Annotated in this window: 24 protein-coding genes and 1 pseudogene; 11 read left to right on the plus strand and 14 right to left on the minus strand. The window is 66.4% G+C overall.

The genetic code is table 11. The features are described 5' to 3' along the window. Nucleotides 1–2: 2 nt before the first annotated feature. Together EV580_RS02715 and EV580_RS02720 are read right to left on the minus strand one after the other, a co-directional pair. Entirely contained in the window at nt 3–1,841 is a 1,839-nt protein-coding gene (locus EV580_RS02715) for an AMP-dependent synthetase/ligase (protein ID WP_133689603.1), read from the minus strand. 101 nt (nt 1,842–1,942) lie between these two features. Further along, nucleotides 1,943–2,395 carry an SRPBCC family protein gene (locus EV580_RS02720; protein WP_133689604.1) on the minus strand — a complete coding sequence of 151 codons (453 nt, stop codon included), beginning with the start codon at nt 2,393–2,395 and terminating at the stop codon, nt 1,943–1,945. 82 nt (nt 2,396–2,477) lie between these two features. Here EV580_RS02720 and EV580_RS02725 point away from each other — a divergent pair, with 82 nt between their 5' ends. Next, nucleotides 2,478–3,212, plus strand: a complete 735-nt coding sequence (locus EV580_RS02725; RefSeq protein WP_133689605.1) for a Clp protease N-terminal domain-containing protein — start codon at nt 2,478–2,480, stop codon at nt 3,210–3,212. Here the strand turns inward: EV580_RS02725 and EV580_RS02730 are convergent, their stop codons facing one another. Next, nucleotides 3,213–3,482 carry an SHOCT domain-containing protein gene (locus EV580_RS02730; RefSeq protein WP_133689606.1) on the minus strand — a complete coding sequence of 90 codons (270 nt, stop codon included), beginning with the start codon at nt 3,480–3,482 and terminating at the stop codon, nt 3,213–3,215. 133 nt (nt 3,483–3,615) lie between these two features. Between EV580_RS02730 and EV580_RS02735 the strand changes: the two genes are divergently transcribed. Next, entirely contained in the window at nt 3,616–4,374 is a 759-nt protein-coding gene (locus tag EV580_RS02735) for a response regulator (RefSeq protein ID WP_133689607.1), read from the plus strand. A gap of 20 nt (nt 4,375–4,394) precedes the next feature. Continuing rightward, nucleotides 4,395–5,510: a sensor histidine kinase gene (locus tag EV580_RS02740; RefSeq protein WP_133690997.1), complete on the plus strand. Its 1,116-nt coding sequence runs from the start codon at nt 4,395–4,397 to the stop codon at nt 5,508–5,510. A gap of 5 nt (nt 5,511–5,515) precedes the next feature. Here the strand turns inward: EV580_RS02740 and EV580_RS02745 are convergent. From EV580_RS02745 to EV580_RS02780, 8 genes and pseudogenes are all read right to left on the minus strand, one after another. Next, nucleotides 5,516–6,143, minus strand: a pseudogene (locus EV580_RS02745) (DUF305 domain-containing protein). A gap of 98 nt (nt 6,144–6,241) precedes the next feature. Next, a complete protein-coding gene (locus EV580_RS02750) occupies nt 6,242–6,517 on the minus strand; it encodes a ferredoxin (RefSeq protein WP_133689608.1) in 276 nt (91 codons plus the stop codon). Beyond that, nucleotides 6,514–7,725: an NADH-ubiquinone oxidoreductase-F iron-sulfur binding region domain-containing protein gene (locus tag EV580_RS02755; protein WP_133689609.1), complete on the minus strand. Its 1,212-nt coding sequence runs from the start codon at nt 7,723–7,725 to the stop codon at nt 6,514–6,516. The genes EV580_RS02750 and EV580_RS02755 overlap by 4 nt, the downstream gene beginning before the upstream one ends. After that, the gene (locus EV580_RS02760; protein ID WP_255525467.1) at nt 7,722–8,312 is read right to left on the minus strand and encodes a ferric reductase-like transmembrane domain-containing protein; all 591 of its coding nucleotides are present in this window, start codon (nt 8,310–8,312) and stop codon (nt 7,722–7,724) included. Before EV580_RS02760 ends, EV580_RS02755 begins: the two co-directional genes overlap by 4 nt. Next, a complete protein-coding gene (locus tag EV580_RS02765; protein WP_255525466.1) occupies nt 8,279–9,226 on the minus strand; it encodes an FAD:protein FMN transferase in 948 nt (315 codons plus the stop codon). The genes EV580_RS02760 and EV580_RS02765 overlap by 34 nt, the downstream gene beginning before the upstream one ends. Then, a complete protein-coding gene (locus tag EV580_RS02770) occupies nt 9,223–9,681 on the minus strand; it encodes a hypothetical protein (protein WP_133689610.1) in 459 nt (152 codons plus the stop codon). Before EV580_RS02770 ends, EV580_RS02765 begins: the two co-directional genes overlap by 4 nt. 145 nt (nt 9,682–9,826) lie before the next feature. Beyond that, complete coding sequence (locus EV580_RS02775; RefSeq protein ID WP_221220457.1) at nt 9,827–11,035, minus strand: sensor histidine kinase; 1,209 nt, start codon at nt 11,033–11,035, stop codon at nt 9,827–9,829. Then, nucleotides 11,032–11,706: a response regulator transcription factor gene (locus EV580_RS02780; RefSeq protein WP_133691001.1), complete on the minus strand. Its 675-nt coding sequence runs from the start codon at nt 11,704–11,706 to the stop codon at nt 11,032–11,034. The genes EV580_RS02775 and EV580_RS02780 overlap by 4 nt, the downstream gene beginning before the upstream one ends. Nucleotides 11,707–11,964: 258 nt before the next feature. On the opposite strand from EV580_RS02780, the gene EV580_RS02785 reads away from it, so the two are divergent. The 4 genes from EV580_RS02785 to EV580_RS02805 all read left to right on the plus strand — a co-directional run bounded on the left by EV580_RS02785 (nt 11,965) and on the right by EV580_RS02805 (nt 15,979). Next, the gene (locus EV580_RS02785) at nt 11,965–12,411 is read left to right on the plus strand and encodes a hypothetical protein (protein WP_133689611.1); all 447 of its coding nucleotides are present in this window, start codon (nt 11,965–11,967) and stop codon (nt 12,409–12,411) included. 374 nt (nt 12,412–12,785) lie between these two features. Beyond that, on the plus strand, nt 12,786–14,042 hold the full coding sequence (locus EV580_RS02795) for an MgtC/SapB family protein (protein WP_133689613.1): 1,257 nt from the start codon (nt 12,786–12,788) through the stop codon (nt 14,040–14,042). Nucleotides 14,043–14,123: 81 nt separating this feature from the next. Then, nucleotides 14,124–15,476, plus strand: coding sequence for a diaminopimelate decarboxylase (lysA, locus tag EV580_RS02800; RefSeq protein ID WP_133689614.1), 1,353 nt, complete (start codon nt 14,124–14,126; stop codon nt 15,474–15,476). Between the two features lie 11 nt (nt 15,477–15,487). Then, entirely contained in the window at nt 15,488–15,979 is a 492-nt protein-coding gene (locus EV580_RS02805; RefSeq protein ID WP_133689615.1) for a hypothetical protein, read from the plus strand. A gap of 39 nt (nt 15,980–16,018) precedes the next feature. Here the strand turns inward: EV580_RS02805 and EV580_RS02810 are convergent, their stop codons facing one another. Beyond that, a complete protein-coding gene (locus tag EV580_RS02810; protein WP_133689616.1) occupies nt 16,019–16,216 on the minus strand; it encodes a hypothetical protein in 198 nt (65 codons plus the stop codon). A gap of 10 nt (nt 16,217–16,226) precedes the next feature. After that, on the minus strand, nt 16,227–16,550 hold the full coding sequence (locus tag EV580_RS34455) for a DUF6307 family protein (protein WP_133689617.1): 324 nt from the start codon (nt 16,548–16,550) through the stop codon (nt 16,227–16,229). Between the two features lie 29 nt (nt 16,551–16,579). Between EV580_RS34455 and EV580_RS02820 the strand changes: the two genes are divergently transcribed. The 4 genes from EV580_RS02820 to EV580_RS02835 all read left to right on the plus strand — a co-directional run bounded on the left by EV580_RS02820 (nt 16,580) and on the right by EV580_RS02835 (nt 22,902). Beyond that, nucleotides 16,580–17,782: a N(5)-(carboxyethyl)ornithine synthase gene (locus EV580_RS02820; protein WP_133689618.1), complete on the plus strand. Its 1,203-nt coding sequence runs from the start codon at nt 16,580–16,582 to the stop codon at nt 17,780–17,782. 14 nt (nt 17,783–17,796) lie between these two features. Next, nucleotides 17,797–18,354, plus strand: coding sequence for a GNAT family N-acetyltransferase (locus tag EV580_RS02825; protein ID WP_370581651.1), 558 nt, complete (start codon nt 17,797–17,799; stop codon nt 18,352–18,354). Between the two features lie 103 nt (nt 18,355–18,457). After that, nucleotides 18,458–22,591, plus strand: a complete 4,134-nt coding sequence (locus tag EV580_RS02830; RefSeq protein WP_133689620.1) for a SpoIIE family protein phosphatase — start codon at nt 18,458–18,460, stop codon at nt 22,589–22,591. Further along, on the plus strand, nt 22,588–22,902 hold the full coding sequence (locus EV580_RS02835) for an STAS domain-containing protein (protein ID WP_133689621.1): 315 nt from the start codon (nt 22,588–22,590) through the stop codon (nt 22,900–22,902). Before EV580_RS02830 ends, EV580_RS02835 begins: the two co-directional genes overlap by 4 nt. Before the next feature lies 1 nt (nt 22,903). Here EV580_RS02835 and zapE read toward each other — a convergent pair whose 3' ends face one another. Continuing rightward, nucleotides 22,904–23,920, minus strand: coding sequence for a cell division protein ZapE (gene zapE, locus EV580_RS02840; protein WP_133689622.1), 1,017 nt, complete (start codon nt 23,918–23,920; stop codon nt 22,904–22,906). Between the last annotated feature and the right edge of the window lie 34 nt (nt 23,921–23,954).

Below are 23,954 nucleotides of genomic sequence, written 5' to 3' on the forward strand. Positions count from 1 at the left end.
GGCTACCCGTACAGCTCGTCGATGTCGTCGTGGAAGTTGTCCACGACCGCTTTGCGCTTGAGCTTGAGACTCGGCGTCAAATCGCCTGCCTCGACGGTCAATTCACGATCGATGATGGCGAAGCGTTTGACCTGCTCCCAGCGGTTGAGATGCTTGTTGAGGGTCTCCACATACCCCTCGACCATCTCCCTGGTCTTCTCGTCGCGAGCGACCTCGGTGAACGACTTGCCCTCCATGCCGTTTCTGTCGGCCCATTCTCGGATCGCGTCCCCATCCAGGCTGACCAGCGCCACACAGTACGGCTTGCCCTCGCCGTAGATGATGATTTCACTGGCGAACGGGCACAACCCCTTGAACGACGCCGAGATCGCCGAGGGCGCAACATATTTGCCCTGCGAGGTCTTGAACATGTCCTTCTTGCGATCGGTGATCCGCAAGTACCCCTCAGCGTCAAGCTCACCGATGTCTCCGGTGTGGAACCACCCGTCGTCGTCGATTGCCTCGTCGGTGGCCTCGGGCAGGTCGTGGTAGCCGCTCATCACGCCCGGCCCCTTGAGCAGCACCTCACCGTCGTCGGCGATCTTCACGTCGGTGTACGGCAGTGTCCAGCCGACCGTGCCGAACCGGTAGGCATCGGCACGGTTCAACGACGACGCCGCGGACGTCTCCGTCAGGCCGTACCCCTCGAGGACGGGGACGCCGACAGCATCGAACCATTGCGCGATGTCACGATCCAGCGCCGCCGACCCGGAGATGAAGAATCGCAGCCGCCCGCCGAAGCGCTGGCGGATGGTGGAGAACACCAGCCGGTCGGCCAGCTGTTGCTGTATCGCCAGCAGCGGCCCGACCCGATGGCCGGCCTGCTTGGCGCGCGACACCTGCAGGCCCACGTCGACGGCCCAGTCGAACAGCTTCTTCTTGACGCCGCCCTCTTCGGCCATGGTCTCGGTGATCCGGCCGTGCACCTTTTCGAAGATGCGCGGTACCGCACCCATGAACGTCGGCTTGATGATGGCCAGGTTCTCGACGATCTTGTCGACCCGGCCGTCGATGACCGTCGGGAAGCCCATCACCAGCGGCATGGCCAGCATCACCTTGCCGAACGAGTGCGCCAGCGGCAGCCACAGGTAGTTGAGGTCTCGGTCGGACAGCACGTGCAGCGATTCCAGCGCGGCCGCCGTGTAGGTCCACGCCTCGTGGTGCAGACGCACACCTTTGGGCTTGCCGGTGGTGCCGGAGGTGTAGATCAGCGTGGCCAGCTGGGTGGCTGGGATCGCCTCGATGCGATCGGTCACGGCCGTGGGGTTGTCGGCCAGCAGCTGCTTGCCGAGTTGCTCGAGATCCTCGAGGGTGATCACCCAGTCGTCTTCGCTGTTGCCGTCGATCATCACCACCTTCTCGACGGCGGGCAGCTGATCCCGGTTGGCGACCAGTTTGTCGACCTGAGACTGGTTCTCCGCCACCACAATCCGGCTGCCGGAGTTGGCGACGATGAACGCGGTGTCCTCGGCGTTGGTGCTGGGATAGACCGTTGTGGTGGCCGCGCCGGCCGCCAGGATGCCGAAGTCGACCACCACCCACTCGTAGCGAGTGCCCGATGCCAGCGCGACCCGGTCCTCGGGGTTGATGCCCAGGGCGATCAGCCCGGCAGCGATCAGTTCGACGCGATCGCCGACCTGCTGCCAGGTGACGCTCGTCCAGCCGTCGTTGTCGGGATAGCGAAATGCTTCGCTGGTGGGTGTGGCCGCGACGCGATCCAGGAACATCCGCGGCACCGACGGCGCCCGGTTGTCGATCCTGCTCAGGTCGGGCCGCTCTTCGGATTTGCGCGGGCCTGCCATGGCCGCGAGTTTATTGAGCCTGCCGCGATGCCGGTGGCGGAATCGGTAAGCGCGCTGCATGTGAGTTTGTGTCTGCCCGCCGGCGCAATCGCCCGCGCACGTCAGGTGAACTCGGCAGGCTCGCGGCTCTCGGCGAGGTTTGCCAATCGCCAGGTGCACTCGCGATTGCGCGGCCAGAAGCTGGTCAGTTGCACCCGATCGGGCACGAATCGCATCGGCCCCTCGACGGCCACTTCAGACATCTCGAGGCAGCAACCGCCCTCGATATCGCTGAGCCGCAGCGTGATCCGTGCCGCTCCCGCGGGGCCCAGCCGGGCCAGCAGCACCAGTTCCTCCTGCGGTCGACAGCTGAGCACGACCGTTTCGTCATCGATGACAGCCGGCCACACCCCGATGGAATGCAGGATGCGCGTCCCCGGCGCGGGCCAGTCGGAGTCGACCGCCCGCATGCGGCTGTTACCGACCACCCACTGCGAATAGGTCCAGCCGTCGGCCAGAACCTCCCAGACCCGACTCCGCGATGCGCTGATGTTGCGTGTGACGCTTGTTGGCATAGCGCGCGGGTACCCGCCCGCCCGCGGGCTACACCGTCAACCCACGGTTGACGAATCCCCATCGTCAACTTACGGTTGACGCATGGAAGAACCGGCTCGCATCGCCTACCCCGTTCGCCTCGACGACCTGATCGACGCCATCAAGCGCGTGCACACCGACGCCCTCGAACAGCTGGCCGACGCCGTGCTCACCGCGGAAGCGCTCGGCGACCTCGCCGATCACCTGATCGGCCATTTCGTCGACCAGGCTCGCCGCTCGGGCGCCTCCTGGACCGACATCGGCAAGAGCATGGGCGTCACCAAACAGGCCGCGCAGAAGCGCTTCGTGCCCAAGCTGACCAACCTGGACGCCAACGATCTCGACCCCGCCCAGGGCTTCGCCCGCTTCACCCCGCGCGCCCGCGGCGCCGTCGTCGCCGCCCAGAACGCCGCGCACAAAGCCGGCAACGCCGAGATCACCGTCGACCATCTGCTGCTCGGCCTGCTCACCGATCCGGCCGCGCTGGCGACTCCCCTGCTGCGCGCCCAGCAGATCACCCCCGAGACGGTGCGCGACGCGATCACCTTGCCTGCACCCGCCGGCGAAATGCCCGCCCTGATCCCATTCGACGCGCAGGCCCGTAAAGCGCTGGAACTCACCTTTCGCGAGGCACTTCGGTTGGGCCACAACTACATCGGCACCGAGCACATGTTGTTGGCGCTGGCCGAAGCCGAGAACGACGAAGGCACCCTGCACCGCCTCGGGTTCGACAAGTCCCGAGCCGAGGCCGATATCGCCGACATGCTCGCCGCGATCACCGCGACGACGGAATCCTGATCAGCCGGACATCGTCCCGCGCAGGGTCGCCAAACGCTGTTGATACTCGGCATCGTCGATCTCGCCGCGGGCGAATCGGGCAGCCAGGAGTTGTTCGGGCGATTCGGGGTACGCCGGATATCGCGGAGCTTGGTACGCCTGCGCGGAACCGGTGGAAAAGCGCACCAGCGCAACGATTCCGACGATGACGAGAATCCAGAACAACACCATTCCGACAGCCATACCCGCGTAGCCCCATCCGCTCATGTCGTGGACGGACCAGAACATCATGGGACCTTCCCTCCTCTCGACGCCAGGGGTTTCCGGTACCACTCTGCGCGTGACCGGACGGGGTTTCGGTGTTGGTTCGGTAAAGATTGGCTCAAGCGCGTGAAGCGGCGCCGCGGCACGGCACCATAAAGGCATGGATCTCAGATCGCAGACGGCTCCGCACGGGGCTGACCTGGGGTATCGCGCCTTGGTGGTCGACGACGAGAAACCGCTGGCCGACGTGGTCGCCAGTTACCTGGAGCGCGAGCACTTCGAGGTGACGGTGTGCTTGTCCGGTGCCGACGCCTTGGACGTGGCGCGGCAGGTCGATCCCGATGTGGTGGTGCTCGACCTCGGACTACCGGGCATCGACGGCTTGGAGGTGTGCCGGCAGCTGCGGACCTTCTCAGACGCGTACGTGGTGATGCTGACCGCCCGCGACACCGAGGTGGATACCATCGTCGGACTCTCGGTCGGTGCCGACGATTACGTGACCAAACCGTTCAGTCCGCGCGAGTTGGTCGCCCGGATCCGCGCCATGCTGCGGCGACCTCGCTCGGTGCACGCACCCGTCGCTCCCGCCGGCCGACCACCGGATGATGAATTGCCGCCGCGGGTGTTCGGGTCACTGTCGATCGATGTGCCGAGTCGGCAGGTGTTCCTCGACGCCGCGCCGATCTCGTTGACCCGCACCGAGTTCGACATCCTGGCGGCGTTGTCGTCGCGGCCCGGTGTGGTGTGGAGCCGTCGCCAACTGATCGACGCCGTCTGGGGTGAACCGTGGGTGGGCAACGATCATCTCGTCGACGTCCACGTCGGGCACGTCCGGCGCAAACTCGGTGACAACCCCGCAGAACCGAAGTTCGTGCTGACCGTGCGGGGTGTGGGCTACCGGATGGGAAGCGGACAGTGACCGGGCTCAGCGGATTCGGGATGCGCCGGCGGCTCTTGCTCGCACAGAGCGTTGTTCTCGTAGCCGGCGGCGTGACGACGTGGGTCGTAGCATCCGTCGTCGGGCCGCCGTTGTTCCGCAAGCATCTGAACATGGCCGGCGTGGCTCATGGCTCCAACGAGCAGTATCACGCAGAGCAGGCCTACCAAAACGCCACCGCGCTGTCGATCCTGGTCGCCATCACCGTGGCGGCTGTCACGGCCCTGATCGTCACCATCTATCTGAGCAGGCGACTGCAACGCTCGATCGCCGAGGTATCCGACGCCGCGTCGGCAGTCGCCGAGGGGCATTACGACATTCGGGTTGCCCCTCCTCGACTCGGCCGCGAGTTCGACGACATGGCAACAGCTTTCAACAAGATGGCAGAGCGCCTACAGGCAGTGGAGTCAACCCGGCGCCAGTTGTTCGGCGATCTGGCCCACGAGATCCGCACACCGGTCTCGGTGCTGGAGGCATACCTGGAAGCCGTGGAGGACGGCGTGCGGACCCTGGACGAGCCCACGATCGCGATGCTGCGCGAGCAGACCGGGCGATTGGTCCGATTCTCGGCCGACGCCGCCGCCCTGGCTCAGGCCGAGGAGGCGCACGCCAGCATTGCCCCGGCCTGGCTCGAAGCCGGCGAGATCGCCAGATCCGTCGTCGCCGCAGCGTCCGACAGCTATGCGGCCAAGAACGTCGCCTTGAGCCTTCACGCCCGCGACGCGATCCGACTCTGCGCAGACCGCCAGCGACTGGCGCAGGTGTTGGGCAATCTGCTCGACAACGCACTGCGCCACACAGCATCTGGTGGACACGTCACGGTCACCGTCACCGGGGTCGCGGACGACGTGGTGTTCAGTGTCGCCGACGACGGTGACGGCATCGCCGCCGAGCATCTACCGCACGTCTTCGATCGGTTCTACCGCGCCGACTACGCACGCGACCGCCAGCGAGGAGGTTCGGGCATCGGACTGGCGATCGTACGAGCTCTCACCGAAGCCCACGGTGGCCACATCACCGTGACGAGTGGCGGACTCGGTCATGGCTGCGTCTTCACTGTGGCGCTGCCGGTGCTGCCGCCGGTGGCAGCACCCGACAGCGACCGCGTCGACGCCTGAGCCGTCTACAGGGTGCCCAGAATCTGGTTCATCGTGTCGATCTGCTTCTGCTGGCTGGTGGCGATGGACTGGGCCAGAGCCACCTCATCGGCGGATTGACCGTTCTTGGGTCTCGTTCTGCGCCATCGTGATCGCACCCCGGTGGTGTTCGATCATCTGGGTCAGAAACAGCTTGCTGGCCGCGACACCCTGGGCGTTCTGCAGCGCTTCCATATCGGCCGGCGACATCATTCCCGCCATGCCCGGCATGTCATCCATGTCGGGCATGCCCGGCATCATCGAGCCGTGCATGCCGCCGTTCATCCCGGGCATGTTGGGCGCGCCCCACTGATCCAACCAACCCTGCATCATGTCGATCTCCGGTCCCTGAGCCGCCTTGATCTCCTTGGCCAGCTCAATCACCCGCGGATCGATCCCCTGCTTGGCAAAAATCATGTCACTCATCTGAATTGCCTGCTGATGGTGCGGAATCATCATGTGGGCGAACATGATATCGGCCTGGTTGTGGGTGCTCGCAGGCGTCGTGGGTGAACTTTGCGTGGTGGGCGACGCTACCGATGTCGCTTCCCTGGTCGCCGGACCACTACACGCGGCGATGGCGGCCAGAACGGCCAGCACACCTAGCGTCGCCATCCCGACGACCACGGTCGTTCGCTTCTTCACAGCGCATCCCTTTCGTCAGGTCTTCCCATTCGTTCAAGCCCAGCGTGGTCGGGCTCGATAGGGTCGTCCTAGTCGTTCTGTGAAGATTCGGTATAGATCGCCGTTCCGATTTGGTCGTCGTCGATCAGAGTCAGCGCCAACCGTGGGCACCGGGCGACCGCGCGACGCGCGTGCTTCGCCATCCGCCCGGGTACCGATGGTTCTCGCGAATTGTCCCGGGCCAGCGGATATCCCCAGTCGTCACGACTCAGCAGCTGTGGCAGGAGTTCGCTGCACAAGCCACGGCCGTCGCACCGTGTCCAATCGATGTGCAGCCGCAGTGCTCGCGCCGGCTTGGCGGTCACCGGGGTTCTCCCCCGCACGCGGCGGGCACTGCTTGGCAGCACCCGCGACGATGCTCGGCGATGTCGCTGTCGAAGACGGCGAGGGCGGAACGAACGAATCGTGCCGTGCCGTCCGGGTGGCGGCACGATCCGCGGCCATCGACCAAACCCACCATTCGATGGATCTCGTCGAGGAGACCGTCGTCGACCTCGCTGAAGGCGAGCTGGTCGAGCAGCCTCGACAGCCGCGGCAGGCCGTACCGGCACGGTCCACACTGCCCCGCACTCTGATCGGCGAGGTACGAAGTGATTTCAGCGGTGCGGGCCAAGCCGCATTCGTCCTGCCCTAAGACGTGGATGACACCCGCCCCCGGGGTTACGCCTGATGCGCCGAGGCTGTCTGAGCAGAGGCGAGCCTGTTTGATCGCGCCGACGGGGATCCAGCTGCCGTGATAGCCGCCCACGAGCACTGCCTGGAGCCGATTCACGGTGTCAGGATCAGTCCGAGCGATCAGATCGCACAACGTAATTCCGGTTGGAACCTCGAGAACTGTGGTCGGCATGACTGATCCCGACACGGTCGCGAGCATGGTGCCCGGCTGGGCCGCGTCGCCCACAGCGCGGAACCACTTCGGGCCGTACCGAGCAATGAGGGCGATGTGGGCGAAGGTTTCCACGTTGCTGACCAACGTCGGCCGTCCTCGCACACCGGATTTCGTGGTGAGCTCCGTTCGGTCTCGCGGCAGGGCCGGGCCGCCGCCGATGCGGCGGACCACCGCCGATTCCTCACCGGCGACGAAGACGTCGGGCGCCTCGACAAGAGTGATTCGGGATCGACTCGCTGACGATCGCTCTCGCTCGCGGAGCGCATACTGCAAGCCAGCAGAGGCGACGGACGGGGCGTACAGATAGACCGATTCCGCCGCAACGGCATTGGCGGTGAGGGTCAGGCCGTCCAGCACCAACTGCGGGGCACGGGCCAGCAGCGTCACGTCCTTGGCGCTGAGTGGTTCTCCTTCGGCACCGTTGCCGATCACCACCGGTGGCCGGTCGCCGAGCGAATCGATCTTGCGCCCAGTCGGGAAGCCGGCGCCGCCCCGGCCGGTGAGCCCGGCCTCGGTCAGGTGCAGGGCGAGTTCGTCGCGGGACAATGCCGGCAGGTCGCCGAACCGTTCTCGATGCTGATCGATTCCTGGCCCAGCGGCGGCAAACAGGCGTTGAGTTGTCATGCGCCCACGGAGTTTCGCGCGCGGGCATACTCGGCGAATTCGGTGCGCAGGCGCCACACCAGGGCTCCCCCCGCCACTACCACGCAGCATCCGGCGAAGATCAGAAACCAGACGTGGCCGGTGTCGGTTCCGTTGCCAAATGCATGTGCCAGCGCGATCGGCCACAACGCATACGACGTCCAGTGCACTACCCGGAAGGCACGCACGCCCAGTCGGAGCCGGAACATGCTGCTGACCACCACGACGATGAGAAGGTCGCAGGCCAGGGTGCCCAGCCCCTGCCACAGCGGCCGATAGTGGCCGAGGAGGGGCACGACGAAATCGATGAGATATAGCTGCGCATAGGGATCTGCGAACAACAGGCCCACATGTAGTGCTACCAAGAGGGTTCCGGCCAACGCGGCAAATCGGTGCACTTCGGCAACGGCGAACCTCGGTAGCGTCGGCAACCGGCGACCGGACCGGGTGATGATGCCAAGGGCCAGTGAGAGTGTCAGGAATCCCAACGCGGTGGTCCCACAGCCACGGCCGAGGGCCCACAGTGTCTCGCTCGTCATCGCCACCCGCCAGCGCTCTCGGGCGGCCATCCACCGAGGGTGTGCACAATCCCGTCGCTGTCCACCAGTCGGGCTGGAAACTCCTGCGCCCGAATCCATTCCACGGCACGCCATCCCCGAACGATGGCGGCGGTGCTGACCGTGTTGGCGGACAGACAACTATCGGCCGCCACGCTGACCGTGCGCCACACCGGATCGGCTGACCGGCACGACCGCGGATCGATGATGTGGTGCATCACCTGCTGCCCGCGTTGCCACCGGCGCCGCAGGGTGCTCGATGTGGCCAGAGCCATTCCCGACGGCAGCGCGACCGCCGTCGCCGGTTCGTTGTCGCCGTCGCAGACCAGTACCTGCCAACCTCCTTCGGGAGCTTCTCCCGCAGTGGCGATGTCACCGCCGAGGTTCACCAGCACTCCGGCACCGGTAGCGCGATACGTCCGTGCCGCACAGCGGTCGGCGGCCACGGCCTTGGCCGTCGAGCCGAGGTCGAGAACCACCCCGCGGGGTACGCCGGCGACTCGCCCGGCAAGTTGGACCATCGACCAGTCGGCGGGCTGGGCGACCGACATCGTCAGCGGCACAGACCAATCCGTTGCGGCAAAGGCGTGATCGTAACCGAGCTCGATGAGCCTGGCCCCGATCGTCGGGTCGACGTCACCGTCGGTCTGATCGGCCGCCCACAACGCCGCCGCGAGCAGTTCGGCAAGCAACTCACTGACTTCCCTAGGCCGGCCAGACTGTGCCAGGGCGTTGATCTCGGAGTCCGGATTGAACCGCGAGGCGGCGCTGTCGACGGCATCGAGTTCAGCGTCGGTCTCCCGGCGCGCAGTGGCCAGCGCCTCGGGTCGGGTGACGATGATCTGCATGTCCATGGTCCAACGCCGCCAACGGTCTTCGGCCGTCGACCGGCCGTGCTCGGCGGTCAAATCGTCAGCGGTGATCATGATCCGCGGGAAACCGTGATGTGCGGAGGTGAGTACTTCGGCGACTGCACGGTCGTCGGCGTGTTGATCCGGCGGGTCGTCGGTGGCGCCGCCTTGGTAGTCGGAGCCGGTGCCGGCGGCTTGCGTACGGCCACGACAGGCGTGTCGGGCTCGGCGCTTTGCACGGGAATGGGCTTGGGGACGCGTGGCGCAGACGTCACCGGCGCTGGTGCCTGCGACACCGGGGGCGGAGGCTCGACCGCCGTGGGAACGACCGGCACGTCGACAGCTGGTGTCAGCGACACAGCGGGGTCGTCAGTGGGCTGGGTCGCCGACTCGGTCGGGGGTTCCGCGGCAGGTTTGAGCGTATCCGCATACGCCAATGTCGACGCGGCCGCGACTCCGGCTACACCGATGCCCGTCAACACCCATGACGCCACCGCCGCGCGGCGTAGCCCAGAACCAGGTGAGTCCATGACGAGATGCTCACACCCGATTTTTTGAATCTTCGAAGAATCTCACCGGCGCGACATTCGGCCGGCGCTGGTAAACACCTGAGCGAGCGCTCGTCTTGTCGCGCCACGACGGCGATCGACTCTCCATTGACGCGCACTGATCTGATCAATCACTCTGAGCGGCAGGCAGACTCAGGGCGAACGTCGCCCCCTGGCCAGGCGCCGACTCGACCTCGACATCCCCGCCGTGTGCATGGGCAATCTCGCGTACCAGCGCCAGCCCGATGCCGTAGGACGGCCGGCCTGTTCGGGTGGTGTGCTCGGTACCGTGCGCAAAACGGGTGAACAGCGTGGCCATGGTGCCGGCGTCGATGCCGACGCCGTCGTCGGCGACCTCGGCCCTGACCATCGAGCCCCGGCGACTCAGGCGAACGTCGACCACCCCTCCGGGGTGTTCGTGCCCGAGGGCATTGTCCACCAATGCCGTCAGCGCACGCCGCAGCGCAGCCCTCGAGCCGACGACATCGAAACTCTCTGTCCCACTTGACTCTTCCAAATGAAGACTCACCCCGAGTGCGGCCGCATACGGGGCCAGGCTGTGGTACACGTCGGCTGCCACCGACGCCAGGTCGACCCGATCGCGTGGCGAGTCGCCCGCCGTCATCGTCGCCGACGCAAGAAGGTCATCGACGATATCGCTCAGTGCCCGAGTATCAGCGACCAATGCTTCGGCATCCGCCCGAATCACTTGGGGTTCGGCCTTGCCCGCTCGCTGGGCCAGCATCTGCGCTCGCGTGTGCAACACCGTCAACGGAGCTCTGAGCTCGTGCGAGGCGTCGGCGACGAACCGCCTCTGCAGTGCCAGCGCCTGAGCCAGCGGACGCACCGAGCGTCGAGTCAACAACGTGACCACCGCGATCGAGGCCAGAATGCCGGCCAGTTCGGCGAATGCCACTGACATCAGCAGTCTATTTCGACCGGCACCGTAAGGCGCCAGGTCCGTCATCGCCACCACTCGGCCCTCGGCTCGATCGACGACTAGCGTCCGGTAGTGCCGCCCATCGGTGCGAAGGTCGCCAAACCCGGTCGGCCCCGACAGCAGCGGCACACCCGGTTGGCCGCCATCGCTGGTCGAGATGTCACCGCTGCGCCCGCGCATCGCGAGTTCCATATCCGGAGGCGGGTCATTGGCGTCGTCGGCCGACATCGCCAATGTCTGCAACTCAGCGTCGATCTGGCGGTTCTGTGCACGCACGTAGACGGCGAACACCACCCCGCCGACGACCAGGAGCACGGCAGCAAGAGCAGCCGAGGCCTGGATCGCGGCGATGCGGCCCGCCCGCTTGACCACCGCCAAATCACCGGCGGGAGTCATTCGAGCCCGAATCGGTAGCCGGAGCCGTGCACGGTGCGGATCACCTGCCTGCCGAGTTTCCGTCGCAGATAGTGGACATAGAGATCCACCGCACCGCCGGATTCGGCGCCCTCGAAGACCACGTCCAGTAGCTGCGCTCGGCTGAACACGCGTCTGGGGGCTGCCATCAACGTCGCCAACAACGACGCTTCCCGTTCGGACAACTCGACCTCTTCGTCGTCCGGTGTCCTACCTGTCACCCGTCGGGTCACCCGATCCAGGCGCAAGCCACCGGCCGTGATCACAGCCGCGGCGTTGTCGAGGCGGCGCAGCAGCGCCCGCACCCGCGCCAGCAATTCGGGCACCTCGAACGGTTTGACCAGATAGTCCTGCGCGCCCGCGTCGAGACCTTCCACGCGGTCGTCGACCGCCCCGCGGGCCGTCAAGATGAGGGCCGGGGTCGCAATACCTTTCGACCTGAGCAACGCGATCAGGTCCGAGCCGTCCATCACCGGCAATCCGCGATCGACGATGAGGGCGTCGTAGCGACCGGACAGACCGCGGTGCAGGCCTTGCTGTCCGTCGTACGCGGCATCGACGCGATACCCCTCCTCGGTGAGAAGCGCAGCCAGCATCGCGTTGAGTGCCCGGTCATCCTCGATGACCAGAATCGCGGGTGCGACGTCCGGCATGGCCACTCAGCGAGAGTGCCACGCGGCGCCCTGCCCCACCCGCCGAAAGCAGTTTCTTTCAGTACTCAAAGAAGATGACGTGGCCCAGCCTGTTCAGATCGCGGACCCGTGACTTGAAGCAAGAAGCAGACCAGATACCACAAACTCGATGACGTTGGTCCCTGACGGGATCAGCGCGACGGCAATAGCGTTACGGGATCGCGGCGCTTGCAGGAGGTCAACGTGTTGACAATACGATCCCACGTAACCGTGCCGGGTTTGACTGCAACGGAGGTCACCGACTTTCTGTCCGACTGCACCGATGAGGGTTACCAGAAGTGGTGGCCCGGCGTGCACCTGCATCTGCACCCCCTCAATTCGGGTAACGCCGCCCACGTCGGCGACGCGGTCTTCATGGACGAGTTCATCGGCGAGCGTCGCCTGCGCATGACAGCGGTGGTGATCGAAGCTGACCGAGGACGAAAACTGGTGTGGCAAATGAAGAAGGCCATCCGCTTGCCGGCTTGGTTGACGATCGAGGTCACCGATCGCGCCGATGGTGTCGATGTCTGTCACACGATCACTGCTGGATGGACCGGACCCGGGCGCCTGCTGGACCCGCTGTTGAAGCTGTACTTCTCACCGGCATTCGCTACGGCGATGGACAAGCACGTCCATACCGAATTTCCGCTGATCCGTGAGCGGCTACACCCGGCCGCACAGTGATACCGCTTCAGGAAAGGACCTGGACATGAACCGCGAAGTGTGCAAATTCTTTTCGGGATCGTTCGCCGCCCTGGGCTACGCCCACGCAGCGTATGCCGTGGCGACCACCCGCGGGATCATCAGCGAGCCGATCTTCCTCGGACGGCGTTGGGGCGTCGGCTCCATGTGGTCAGAAGCAGCGGTATACACCGCCCTGGCCGTGGCATTAGGGTACGCAGGGTGGGGTGGCGAAGATCTAGAGCGGCCCCGGAACATTGCGGACAGTCAGATCGCAGACGTGGTTGGCTCTGCGCCGCCGGTACCAGTGCAGTGACGTCTGACACCGCGGACCCTGTCCGGTCCGCGATGCTTGCTGTCGGCGCGGGCACGTCGCGTTGAACTTCTCGGAACTGCAGCTCTTCGTGGTGGCCTTGGCCATTGGGCTGTTACTGGGTTTCGAGCGCGAGCGCAGCCACAGCCGCAAGCTGGCGGCCGGGTCGCGTTCGTTCGCGCTGCTGTCCCTCGTCGGCGCCGTCGCAGCGAGCTTCAACATGTGGACCGTCGTGGCCGGAATGGTCGGCGTCAGTGCGCTTTTGGCACTGGCTTACCTCCGTACGAGCCAGGAGGATCCTGGGACCACCACCGAGATAGCCGGTCTCGTCGCATACCTGCTCGGAGCGCTGGCGTATACGCGGCCGGCACTTGCCGTGGCCCTGGCCGTGATCGTGACGCTGTTGTTGGTGTCGAAGGCCCGTATCCATCGGTTCGCCCGTGAGATCGTCAGCGAGGTCGAACTCGAAGACGCGATCAAGTTCTTCGTGGTCGCCTTCGTGATCCTGCCGCTGCTGCCTGATCGACAACTCGGACCGTACGGTGTCCTGAATCCGTCCAAGGTGTGGTTGCTTGTCGTCTTGCTCACCGGTATCGGCTGGGTCGGTTATGTCGGCGTTCGTGCGCTCGGCCCCCAGCGCGGTCTGCTGGTGACCGGTTTGGCCGGTGGGTTCGTCTCCGCGAGCGCAACGACGGCGTCGATGGGGCGTGCCAGCCACACCGCCCACAACGTTCGCGCCCCGCTTGCCGGTGCGCTACTCGCCAGCGAGGCGACATTTCTTCAGCTTCTTCTCGTCATCGGCGTGGTCGACCTCGATGTGCTGCGCCGGCTGTGGCCGCCCGTCATCGCGGCAGCCGCGGTCCTGATCGTCGTCGCTGTGGCGGTATACCGCGGTCGCGCCGCGGATCACCATCAGCAGACCGAGCCGGAGCCGGACGCCAAATCCCCCTCGACCGCCCGGCCTTTCGCTCTTCGGCCCGCGCTCGTGCTGGCCGCAGTTCTGACCCTCGCCCTGCTCATCGGGCGTTGGGGCGCTGACGTATTCGGACCACAGGGCGCCGTGCTGGCCGCCTTTGCCGCCGGGCTAGCTGACGCGCACGCCGGATCCGTCGCGGCGGCGAGTCTCGCGGCCAAAGGAGATATCACGGTCGACACCGCGCTCGTCGCGATCGCCGCAGCGCTCGGATCCAATCTGCTGGTGAAGATCGTGCTGGCCTTCACCGCAGGCGGACGACGCTTCGGAATGGGATTCGTCGCCGGGATGGCCGGACCGGCCGTCGTGTTCGCAGCGTCGGTGACCGCGGTGATCGTCTTTTCCTGAGCCATCAAGATTGGGCTCATCGGCGTCAAGGCGCCGTCAAGAATTCCCACCCCAGGCGGGTGTGGGCGTATCGATTGAGACATGACGCTTTCGGAATTGCTGCCCTCGCTCGGCCACCCCGGCCTCGACCGCCGGGTATGGCCGTCGAGCACCCACATAGACGACCTCGGTCAGGCCTGCATCGGCGGGGTGCCACTGACCGAGGTCGCCGACAAGTTCCGCACCCCCACCTATGTCCTGGACGAAGGGGACTTCCGCGGCCGCATCCGCCGCTACCGCGCCGCCTTGCCCGGTGTGTCAATCGCCTACGCAGGTAAGGCGCTGCTGACCGCCGCCGTCGCCCGCTGGATCGAGCAGGAGGGCCTCGGACTCGACGTGTGTTCGGGCGGTGAACTGGCCACCGCACTGGCCGCCGGTGTGGATCCGGATCGAATCATCCTGCACGGCAACGCCAAAACTCCTGATGAACTCCGCGACGCAACCGCCGCGGGGGTGGGCCGGGTGGTCGTGGACTCTCCGCTCGAGATCGCCTTCCTGGCCGGCCAGGTACGTCGGCGCCAATCGGTGCTGCTGCGGGTGATCCCCGGCGTCGACATCGGCGGCCACCCTGCGGTCACCACCGGCGTCGACGACCAGAAGTTCGGCTTCACCATCGGTGGCGACCAGGCCCTCGACGCCGCCGCGCGCATCCTGCGCCAACCGTGCCTGTCGCTGGCCGGCCTGCACTGCCACATCGGGTCCCAGGTCGCCGACCCCGAACTGTACGGCCGGGCGATCACACGGATGGTCGCCCTGATGGCCGACATCCGGGCCCGGTTCGGCGTCACGCTTCCCGAGCTCAACATCGGCGGCGGTCACGCGGTGCCCTATGTCGCAAGCGACCAGGAACTCGACCTCGCGCGGTTCCGTGACGTCGTCGAGCAGAGCATCGAATCCTCCTGTGTGGCAGCCGGTTTCCCTCGGCCCGCGCTGACCATCGAACCCGGCCGAGCCATCAGCGCACGCGCCGGGGTGACCCTCTACCGGGTGGTCGCGGTCAAGTCCCAGCCGGGTGGTCGCACATTCGTGGCCGTCGACGGTGGCGTGAGCGACAACCCGCGGGTGGCCCTCTACGGCGCGAAATACACTGTCACCCTGGCCAATCGGCACACCGCAGAGCCGAGCACGACGGTGACCGTGGTGGGCCGACACTGCGAGGCCGGTGACGTCATCGCCCGCGACGTGGAGCTGCCCGCCGACATTCACCCCGGCGACCTGCTGGCCGTGGCCTGCACCGGCGCCTACCACCACAGCATGGCGTCGAACTACAACATGGTCGGCCGTCCCCCGCTGGTCGCTGTCGCCGACGGCCGATGCCGCCAGCTGATCCGGCGTGAGACCGTCGCGGACCTGTTGTCCCGCGACTGCAATGTGCCATCATTCTCCAGGGGGTGAGGAGGGCAATCGTGCGTTCTGTGCTGTCGGTGGCGCTGGCCGTGCTGACGCTTCTCGCGGCGGGCACCACCGCTCCCGCTTCGGCCGTCGACGCCCCGATCGGACGCATCGGCGACACATTGCGGGTGCAGTCGAATGGAATCGTCGCCGACGTCACCGTCACCCCCGTGGTGCCGTCGGACATCCCGCCGGGCTTCGGCTACCCGCCGCACTCGCCGCGCTTCCAGCTCTACAGCTCCACGGTGGCCATCCACGCCGTCACGGTGCCCAGCCCGTCCGTCATGGCGCCGATGTTCTCCTTCCGCGGTGTCACCCCGACCGGCGACGCCTATCTGCCGCGCAACAGCGACGCCCCCGACGCGCTGCAATACGCGATGCAGAACGCGCCGCAGGGCTCGACCGTCGGCGGCCGGGTGTTCTGGGACTGCTACCGCGACCTGGTGTCCACCGTGGTTCTGATCAACCCACGCACCGGTGAGCACCTCGCCCAGTGGAACGTGTGAACCTGTTCGGTCCCAACACCTTTGACGCGAGTGCGTTGATCAACCCCAGAGTCGGGGTTTCTTCCAGGCTTTTTCGTCGCCGTCTACGCCGGTCCACTGGCCTGATTCGTAGCGGTGCGGCTTTCGCTCGCCGCGCCGCACGACATCAAGCGAGCCGTCGTTGTGCTTGACATACGAGTCACCGAAACGCATGTACTCGTCGGATTCGCCGTCCGGCAGCGTCACAATCACGGTCATGACCGAAACCTCAGCGGATCTTTTCGGGAATTGAATTCAGCGCGTGCAGCACTTTCGCAGCCACTTCACGCGCAGCCTTGTCGCCGAGCTTGGATTCCGACTTGATGATGTCGGCAACCAGATCGAGACGATGGAGGTACGGCGAACGGACCGTTGTTGGCGAAGCCATGAAATTCCTTCTTTGACGGGCATGTCTGCTCGTAATCGAGCTGCCCGTTACTGCCGACAGTACGCCTAAGCCGTCGCTCTGGGGGCCGATAGCCCGCATGGTCTGAATCGCATTGGTTTTCAAGATCTCTCGGACCAGGGCGTAGAGTCGAGGGATCGGGGCCATCAGGGACCTGTAAGCAAAGGTCCAAAAACATTAATGTACAACCACTTTCACTGGGCATTCTCGCTCGCTCCCGCAAGGAGAATGAGCGGCGTTTGCCGATCCATCCGGCACATCTGAGCAGGATCGACCCAGCGCTGCGATCGCGGATATTCCTCGAACACGGCTATGGCTCGGACTTCGGAGCCACAGATGACGCGCTGCGCGACCTTGTCGGTGGAGTCTGCACCCGCACCGAGCTCCTGGCCGACTGCGACATCATTCTCCTTCCCAAAGTCCAGGCCGAAGATCTCGCGGAAGTCAATGAGCGGCAAGTGGTTTTGGGGTGGCCACACTGCGTACAAGATACCGCGCTCACCCAGGTCGCCATCGACCGTCGGCTGACACTGATTGCCTTTGAGGCGATGAATCACTGGCGCGCCGACGGTGGGTTCGGGTTGCACGTCTTTCACAAGAACAACGAACTCGCGGGCTACTGCTCGGTGTTGCACGCGATGGAACTGATCGGGGTCACCGGCAGCTACGGCCGCCGCCTGCGTGGCGCCGTCATCGGCTTCGGCGCGACCGCACGAGGTGCCGTCACCGCCCTGAACGCCCACGGCGTCGACGACGTTCGGGTCCTCACTAACCGTGACGTCGCCGCCGTCGGCTCGCCGATCCCCTCCACACAGATCATCCAAATGGGACAACACCCGGACAGGCCCGACCAGGTCTGGGCCGACGCCGCGGACGGACCAGTCCCGGTGGCCCGCTACCTCGCGGACAACGATATCGTCGTCAACTGCGTTCTGCAGGATCCCGCCGCGCCGCTGATCTTCGTCACCGAGGAGGAGCTGGGCGAGTTCGTCCCGGGCAGCCTGATCGTCGACGTCTCGTGTGACGTGGACATGGGCTTCAGTTGGGCCCGGCCGACCTCGTTCACCCACCCGATCGTCGAGGTGGCCGAAGGCGTGCATTACTACGCCGTCGACCACAGCCCGTCCTATTTGTGGAACTCGGCGACCTGGGAGATCAGCGAGGCGCTGTTGCCCCACCTCGAGGTCCTCCTGGCCGGGCCTGCGGCGTGGAAAAGCAGCCCGACGATCTCGCGCGCCATCGAGATTCGCGACGGGATCGTGCTGAATCCAAAGATTCTGTCGTTCCAACATCGCGACGAGTCCTATCCGCACGCCGTTCGTGTCGGCCGACACCGCACGCACGTGTCAAAGTCGTTGGGCGCGTTGGCTGCGAACTGAACGCTATCCTCCAGATGATGCGCGATCGGACTGTGAATCCATCCGGCCTCGAGCTCGGCAACGTCGCCCATACCGACGTCGACGAGCTCGCCGAACTGGCCGCCGCCACGTTCCCGCTGGCCTGCCCGCCCTCGGTACCACCCGACGATGTCGCGGCGTTCATCGCCGCGAACCTGTCCCGCGCGCGCTTCGCGGACTACCTCGCCGACCCGTCGCGCACCGTGCTCGCCGCTCGCGACGGCGGCCGCATCGTCGGCTATGCCATCCTCGTCGACGGGATCGGCCAGGACCCCGACGTCGCCCACGCGGTGACAGTACGGCCCGCGGTGGAGCTGTCGAAGATCTACGTGCTGGCCGCTAGTCACGGTTCGGGTGCCTCCGCCGCGCTGATGGCTACCGCCGTCGAGCGAGCCACCGCCGCCGGAGCCCGCTGCCTGTGGCTGGGCGTGAACCAGAAAAACGAACGCGCGCAACGGTTCTATGCCAAGCATGCTTTCACCGTCGCCGGTACCAAGACGTTCCCGATGGGCGCACACATCGAGCAGGACTTCATCTTGGTCCGACCGCTCTGATCTGGGACTCTGCGCCGACAAACGCCCCTGGTTTAGCGAACTGGTCGTAATGTGAACCCCGTTGGCTGATCACCCTGGCCGGATCTAGCCGAAAGGACACTTGGTGGACGTTGGCTCGGTCTCCGGCCCGGACGACCATGTCGGTCGCGATCTGTCGCAGGTGGACTGGGCGGCGACCCCGCTGGGAGTGTCGTCCGAGTGGCCCCAGAGCCTGCGAACCGCCGTCAGCATCATGCTGTCCTCCCGCTTCGCCATGTGGATGGCCTGGGGCCCTGACCTCACGTTCTTCTGCAACGACGCCTACCGACGCGACACCCTGGGCCGCAAATACCCCTGGGCTCTGGGCCGGCCCGCTCGCGAGGTGTGGGCCGAGATCTGGGACGACATCGGCCCCCGGATCGACCGGGTGCTGGCTGCAGCGGAGTCGACCTGGGACGAGGCTCTGCTGCTGTTCCTCGAGCGTTCGGGGTACCCCGAGGAGACCTATCACACCTTCTCCTACAGCCCGCTACGCGACGAGGCCGGGCAGGTCGTCGGGATGCTGTGCGTCGTCAGCGAGGACACCGACCGGGTGATCGGTGAGCGGCGGATGGGCACGCTGCGCCACCTCGGGTCCGACCCGTCGGTCGCGCGCACCGAGAGCGAGATGCTGGCCTTCGTCGCTCGCCAACTCGAGGGCAACCCCCGCGATCTTCCGTTCACGCTGACGTACCTGTTCGACGACGACGGCAACGCGCAATTGGCACAGACCACCGGCATATCCGCCGCCCATCCGGCCGCACCGGCGACGCTGCCCGGCGGCGGCACCTGGGTGTGGCCGGTCGGCGAGCCCGCCCGCGGCCACTCCGTACTCGTCGATCTCGACGGGCCGCCGTTCACCGATCTCCCGACCGGCCAGTGGCCGGATCCCCCGCGCCAAGCGCTCGTCACACCGCTTCAGGCGCAAGGCGGTACACCGTCGGGCTTTTTGGTCGCCGCCCTGAATCGCTACCGCCCGCTCGACGACGAGTACCGCGGTTTCATCAGCCTGGTCGCGGGCCATATCGCAACCGGTATCTCCAGCGCCCGCAGTTTCCGCCAGCAGCAGCTCCGAGCCGAGGAACTCGCCGAGCTGGACCGCGCCAAGACGACGTTCTTCTCCAACATCAGCCACGAGTTCCGCACCCCGATCACCCTGATCCTGGGACCCGTTGCCGAACTGCGCGCGCACTCGCCGGGACTCGACGAGCACGCCCATCAGGAACTCGACGTGATTCAGCGCAACGGGTTGCGGCTGGCCAAACTGGTGAACACGCTGCTGGACTTCTCCCGCATCGAAGCCAATCGGGTGCAGGCCCACTACGAGCCGGTGGACCTCGCCGAGGTGACCGCCGAACTGGCCAGTGTGTTCCGCTCGGCGATCGACCGCGCGGGGCTGCGGATGGTCGTCGACTGCCGATCCGTCGAGGATCCGGTCTATCTGGATCGCGACATGTGGGAAAAGGTCATCCTCAACCTGCTGTCCAACGCGTTGAAGTACACCTTCACCGGCACCATCACGGTGCGGGTGGTCCGCGAGGGCGACGAAGCGGTGGTGACCGTCGCCGACACCGGCATCGGCGTGCCCGCGGTCGAGATGCCCCGGTTGTTCGAGCGGTTCCACCGGATCGAGAGCGCGCGCGCCCGCTCCACCGAGGGCAGCGGTATCGGGCTGGCCCTGGTCAAGGAACTCGTGGGTTTGCACGGCGGCGAGATCACCGCAGAGAGCGTCGAAGGCGCGGGCACGACGTTCTCGATCCGGCTGCCGATGGGATCGGCCCACCTTCCGGCCGACGCCCTCATCGCGGCCGGGACCGAACGGATGTCCTCCGGTATCGCCGAACCCTTCGTGCAGGAAGCCCTGCGCTGGCTGCCCGACGATCACGCCGACCAGCTACCTGAGGTCGCCGAACGCCCGCCATCGATCGTCGCGCCGAGCCATGTGCTGGTGGCCGACGACAACGCCGACATGCGCGAATATCTCGTCCGGCTGCTGCGCGGCGCCGGCTACCGGGTGGACGCGGTCGCCGACGGGCACCAGGCGCTGGACCGCATCCGGGCCGAACTGCCCGACGTGGTCGTCAGCGATGTGATGATGCCGCGACTGGATGGGCTGTCTCTGGTCACCGCGTTGCGGACCGATCCGCGTACCGTTGGCGTGCCGGTGCTGCTGCTGTCGGCCCGGGCCGGCCAGGAAGCCTCCGTCGAAGGACTCAACGCAGGCGCCGACGACTATTTGGTGAAACCCTTCGCCGCGGCCGACCTGCTGGCGCGGGTGCGGGCCAATATCGAGCTGGCCCGGCTTCGCACGCACCACAGCCGCTGGCGCACAGCGCTGGTGGAGTCGCTGCAGGAGGCATTCTTCGTCTGCGACGAAGTCGGTGCCGTGATCGAGATCAACAACGCGTTCACCGAGATCCTCGGCTTCGGCCCCGAAGACCTGCCCTACGCGCCAGAGCACCCCTGGTGGCCCAACGCCGAAACCCAACCCGAAGCACACCGGCTGATCGTCGAGGCGTTCTCCGGCATCCCCGACAAACCGCTTGGCAGCTACACGATTCCGGTGAATCATCGCGACGGCCACCGGGTGTGGATCACCGCGAACATCGCCCACGCCGAAGACCCCGACACCGGCCGCGACGTGATGGTCGGGACGTTCCGCGACGTCACGCTCGAGCACTACAGTGGGCAGCGTCAGATCGCCCTTTCTGCACTGAATCAGCAACTCGCACAAGCAGATACCGTTGACGATGCGTTGCGCGGCGCGATCGAGCAGCTGCGCGCCCAGTGGTCGGCAGACCGTATCCTGGCCGCCGTCTTCCCCGTCCGCAGCGCTGCGGCCGCGTCGGAGTCAGACCCTCCGGAACTGTTCGGCGACATCGACGAAGGGTTGTGGGCCACCGTGCCCGAGGCGGTCCGGGACCGGATCACCACGCTGGGCAGCACCGCCGATCTGCTGGCCACCGACGCCGGCATCACGGGTTCGGCAGGCATCGCGCTGCAACACCCACGCGGCATCCTGGTGATCTGGATCGACCTGCCCGCGGAGCGGCCGTTCACCACCGAAGACCAGACCCTGCTCACAGTGCTCGCCGGCCGACTCGGGCAGGGCCTGCAACGCGTCCACCAGGTCGACCAGCAGCGGGAAACGGCTCTGGCGCTTCAACACTCGATCCTGGGACCGGCCTCCCTGCCCGCCGGCTTCGCGGTGCGCTACCAGCCCGCGTCACACCCGCTCCAGGTGGGCGGCGACTGGTACGACGTGATCGCTCTCGATGACGGCCGCATCGCTCTCGTGGTCGGTGACTGCGTCGGCCACGACCTGGCCGCCGCCACTGTGATGGGTCAGCTGCGCAGCGCCTGTCGCGCGCTGCTGCTCGAGAAGTCCGGTCCCGCCGCGGCATTGGCGGGACTGGACCGCTTCGCGGCGCGACTGCCGGGTGCGCAGTCCACCACCGCATTCTGCGCCGTGCTGAACCCCGACACCGGCGAACTCGCCTACTCCAGTGCCGGGCACCCGCCGGCGATCATGGTCTGCGCCGACGGCACCACCCACCTTCTCGAGGGCGGGCATTCCATCGCCCTGGGCATCCGGCCGGACCGGGTTCGCCCCGAGGCCCACGTGACGGTGCCGGCGCAGTCGACCCTGCTGCTCTACACCGACGGACTGATCGAACGCAGGCGTCACTCGCTTGACGAGGGAATCAACCAGGCGGCCAACCTGATTCGCGACGACAGCGCGCTGGACCTCGACCCGCTGGCCGACCAGATCATGCAAACCCTTGCCCCGCCGGGCGGCTACCAGGACGACGTCGCCCTGCTGCTCTACCGCCATCCCGCGCCGCTGAACGTGATCATCCCGGCCGATGCCATACACCTGGCCCCCGCACGCGCCGCGCTGCGCGAGTGGCTGAACTCGGCCGGGATCGACCACGATCAGGCGCAGGACGTTCTGGTGGCCGCGGGTGAGGCCGTCACCAACTCCATCGAACACGGGTATCGCCACATCGAGGGCGGCACCATCACGCTGCAGGCCACCTCGGAGGTCGACCAGCTGCGCCTGACGATCACCGACACCGGCGCGTGGAAGCCCAAAGACACCGGATACAGCCACCGCGGCAAGGGCATTCAGATCATGCAGGCGCTGATGGAAGATGTCTCGATCCTGCGGGACACCACCGGCACCATCGTGCACCTCGCGACCAGGATCCGCCGATGAGCACGCCACTGACCGTTCGCATCGACCGCGGGGCCGACGGTCATCTGGTGTTGTCCGCCCGCGGGGAGATCGACGCCAGCAATGTCGCCGACTTCGCCCAGGCACTCGACGCCGGCACGGGCGGCGACTCCGAAACCCTGACCGTCGACCTCAGCGCGGTCGAATATCTGGACAGTGCGGCGATCAATGCCCTTGCGCCCCATGCGGAAACCCTGCAGATCATCGCCAACCCGGTGTTGCTTCGTGTGCTCACGGTCAGCGGCCTTGCCGAGCTCGCGAAGATCCGGCCGGCGTCCCCCTCGGAGGGCTGAACTACAGTCCCCCGGGGCTGGTCAGCGCCAGCAGCCGTGATGTCGCCCGCAGGTACTTCTTGCGATAGCCACCCGCCAGCATCTCCTCGGAGAAGACGGTGTCCAACTTGGCGCCCGATGCCACCACCGGAATGCCGGCGTCGTACAGCCGGTCGGTCAACGCCACCAGTCGCAGCGCCACATTCTGGTCGTCGATCGGATGCACGCCGGTGATGTAGACCTGCGAAACGCCTTCGATCAGGGTGAGATAGCGCGACGGGTGCATCGTCGCCAGATGCGCGCACAGCGCGTCGAAATCGTCGAGGGTGGCGCCCGGCACCTCGGCCGCCCGCTCGGCCACCGCCTCGTCGGACAGCGGCTCCGGAGCCGGCGGCAGTCCACGATGACGGTAGTCCGGCCCCTCGATCCGCACCGTGGTGAAAATGCTTGCCAGGGTGTTGATTTCACGCAGGAAGTCCTGGGCCGCAAAGCGCCCCTCCCCGAGTTGCTCGGGCAGTGTGTTCGACGTCGCGGCGATCGACACACCGCGCTCCACGAGCTGAGACAGCAGCCGCGAGATCAGCGTCGTGTTGCCCGGGTCGTCGAGCTCGAACTCGTCGATGCACACCACCACGTACTCGGCCAGCAGGTCGATGCACTCGACGAAACCGAAGACACCGGCCAGCTGGGTCAGCTCCCCGAACGTCGCGAACGCCTTGGGATGTTCGGCCGAATCGGGCAGCTGCCGATACGACGACGCCAGCAGATGCGTCTTGCCGACACCGAACCCGCCGTCGAGGTAGATGCCGACCCCGGGCAGGGTTTCGCGCTTGCCGAACAGCTTCTTCTTGCCCGCCCGGCGCCGCTCGGCCTCCTCGCAGAACGCCCGGCACGCATCCACCGCGGCGGCCTGAGTGGGCTCGGCGGGGTCGGGGCGATAGGTCTCGAAACGAACGTCGGCGAACGTGGGTGGCGGGATGAGCTGGGCCACCAGCCGTTCCGGAGAGACCGTCGGATGCCGATCGACGAGGCGGTCCATGACACGCACTGTATCGACGTGTTGGAATCGTGCG

The sequence above is a fragment of the Mycobacterium sp. BK086 genome (assembly GCA_004362315.1).
Classification (GTDB): Bacteria; Actinomycetota; Actinomycetes; order Mycobacteriales; family Mycobacteriaceae; genus Mycobacterium.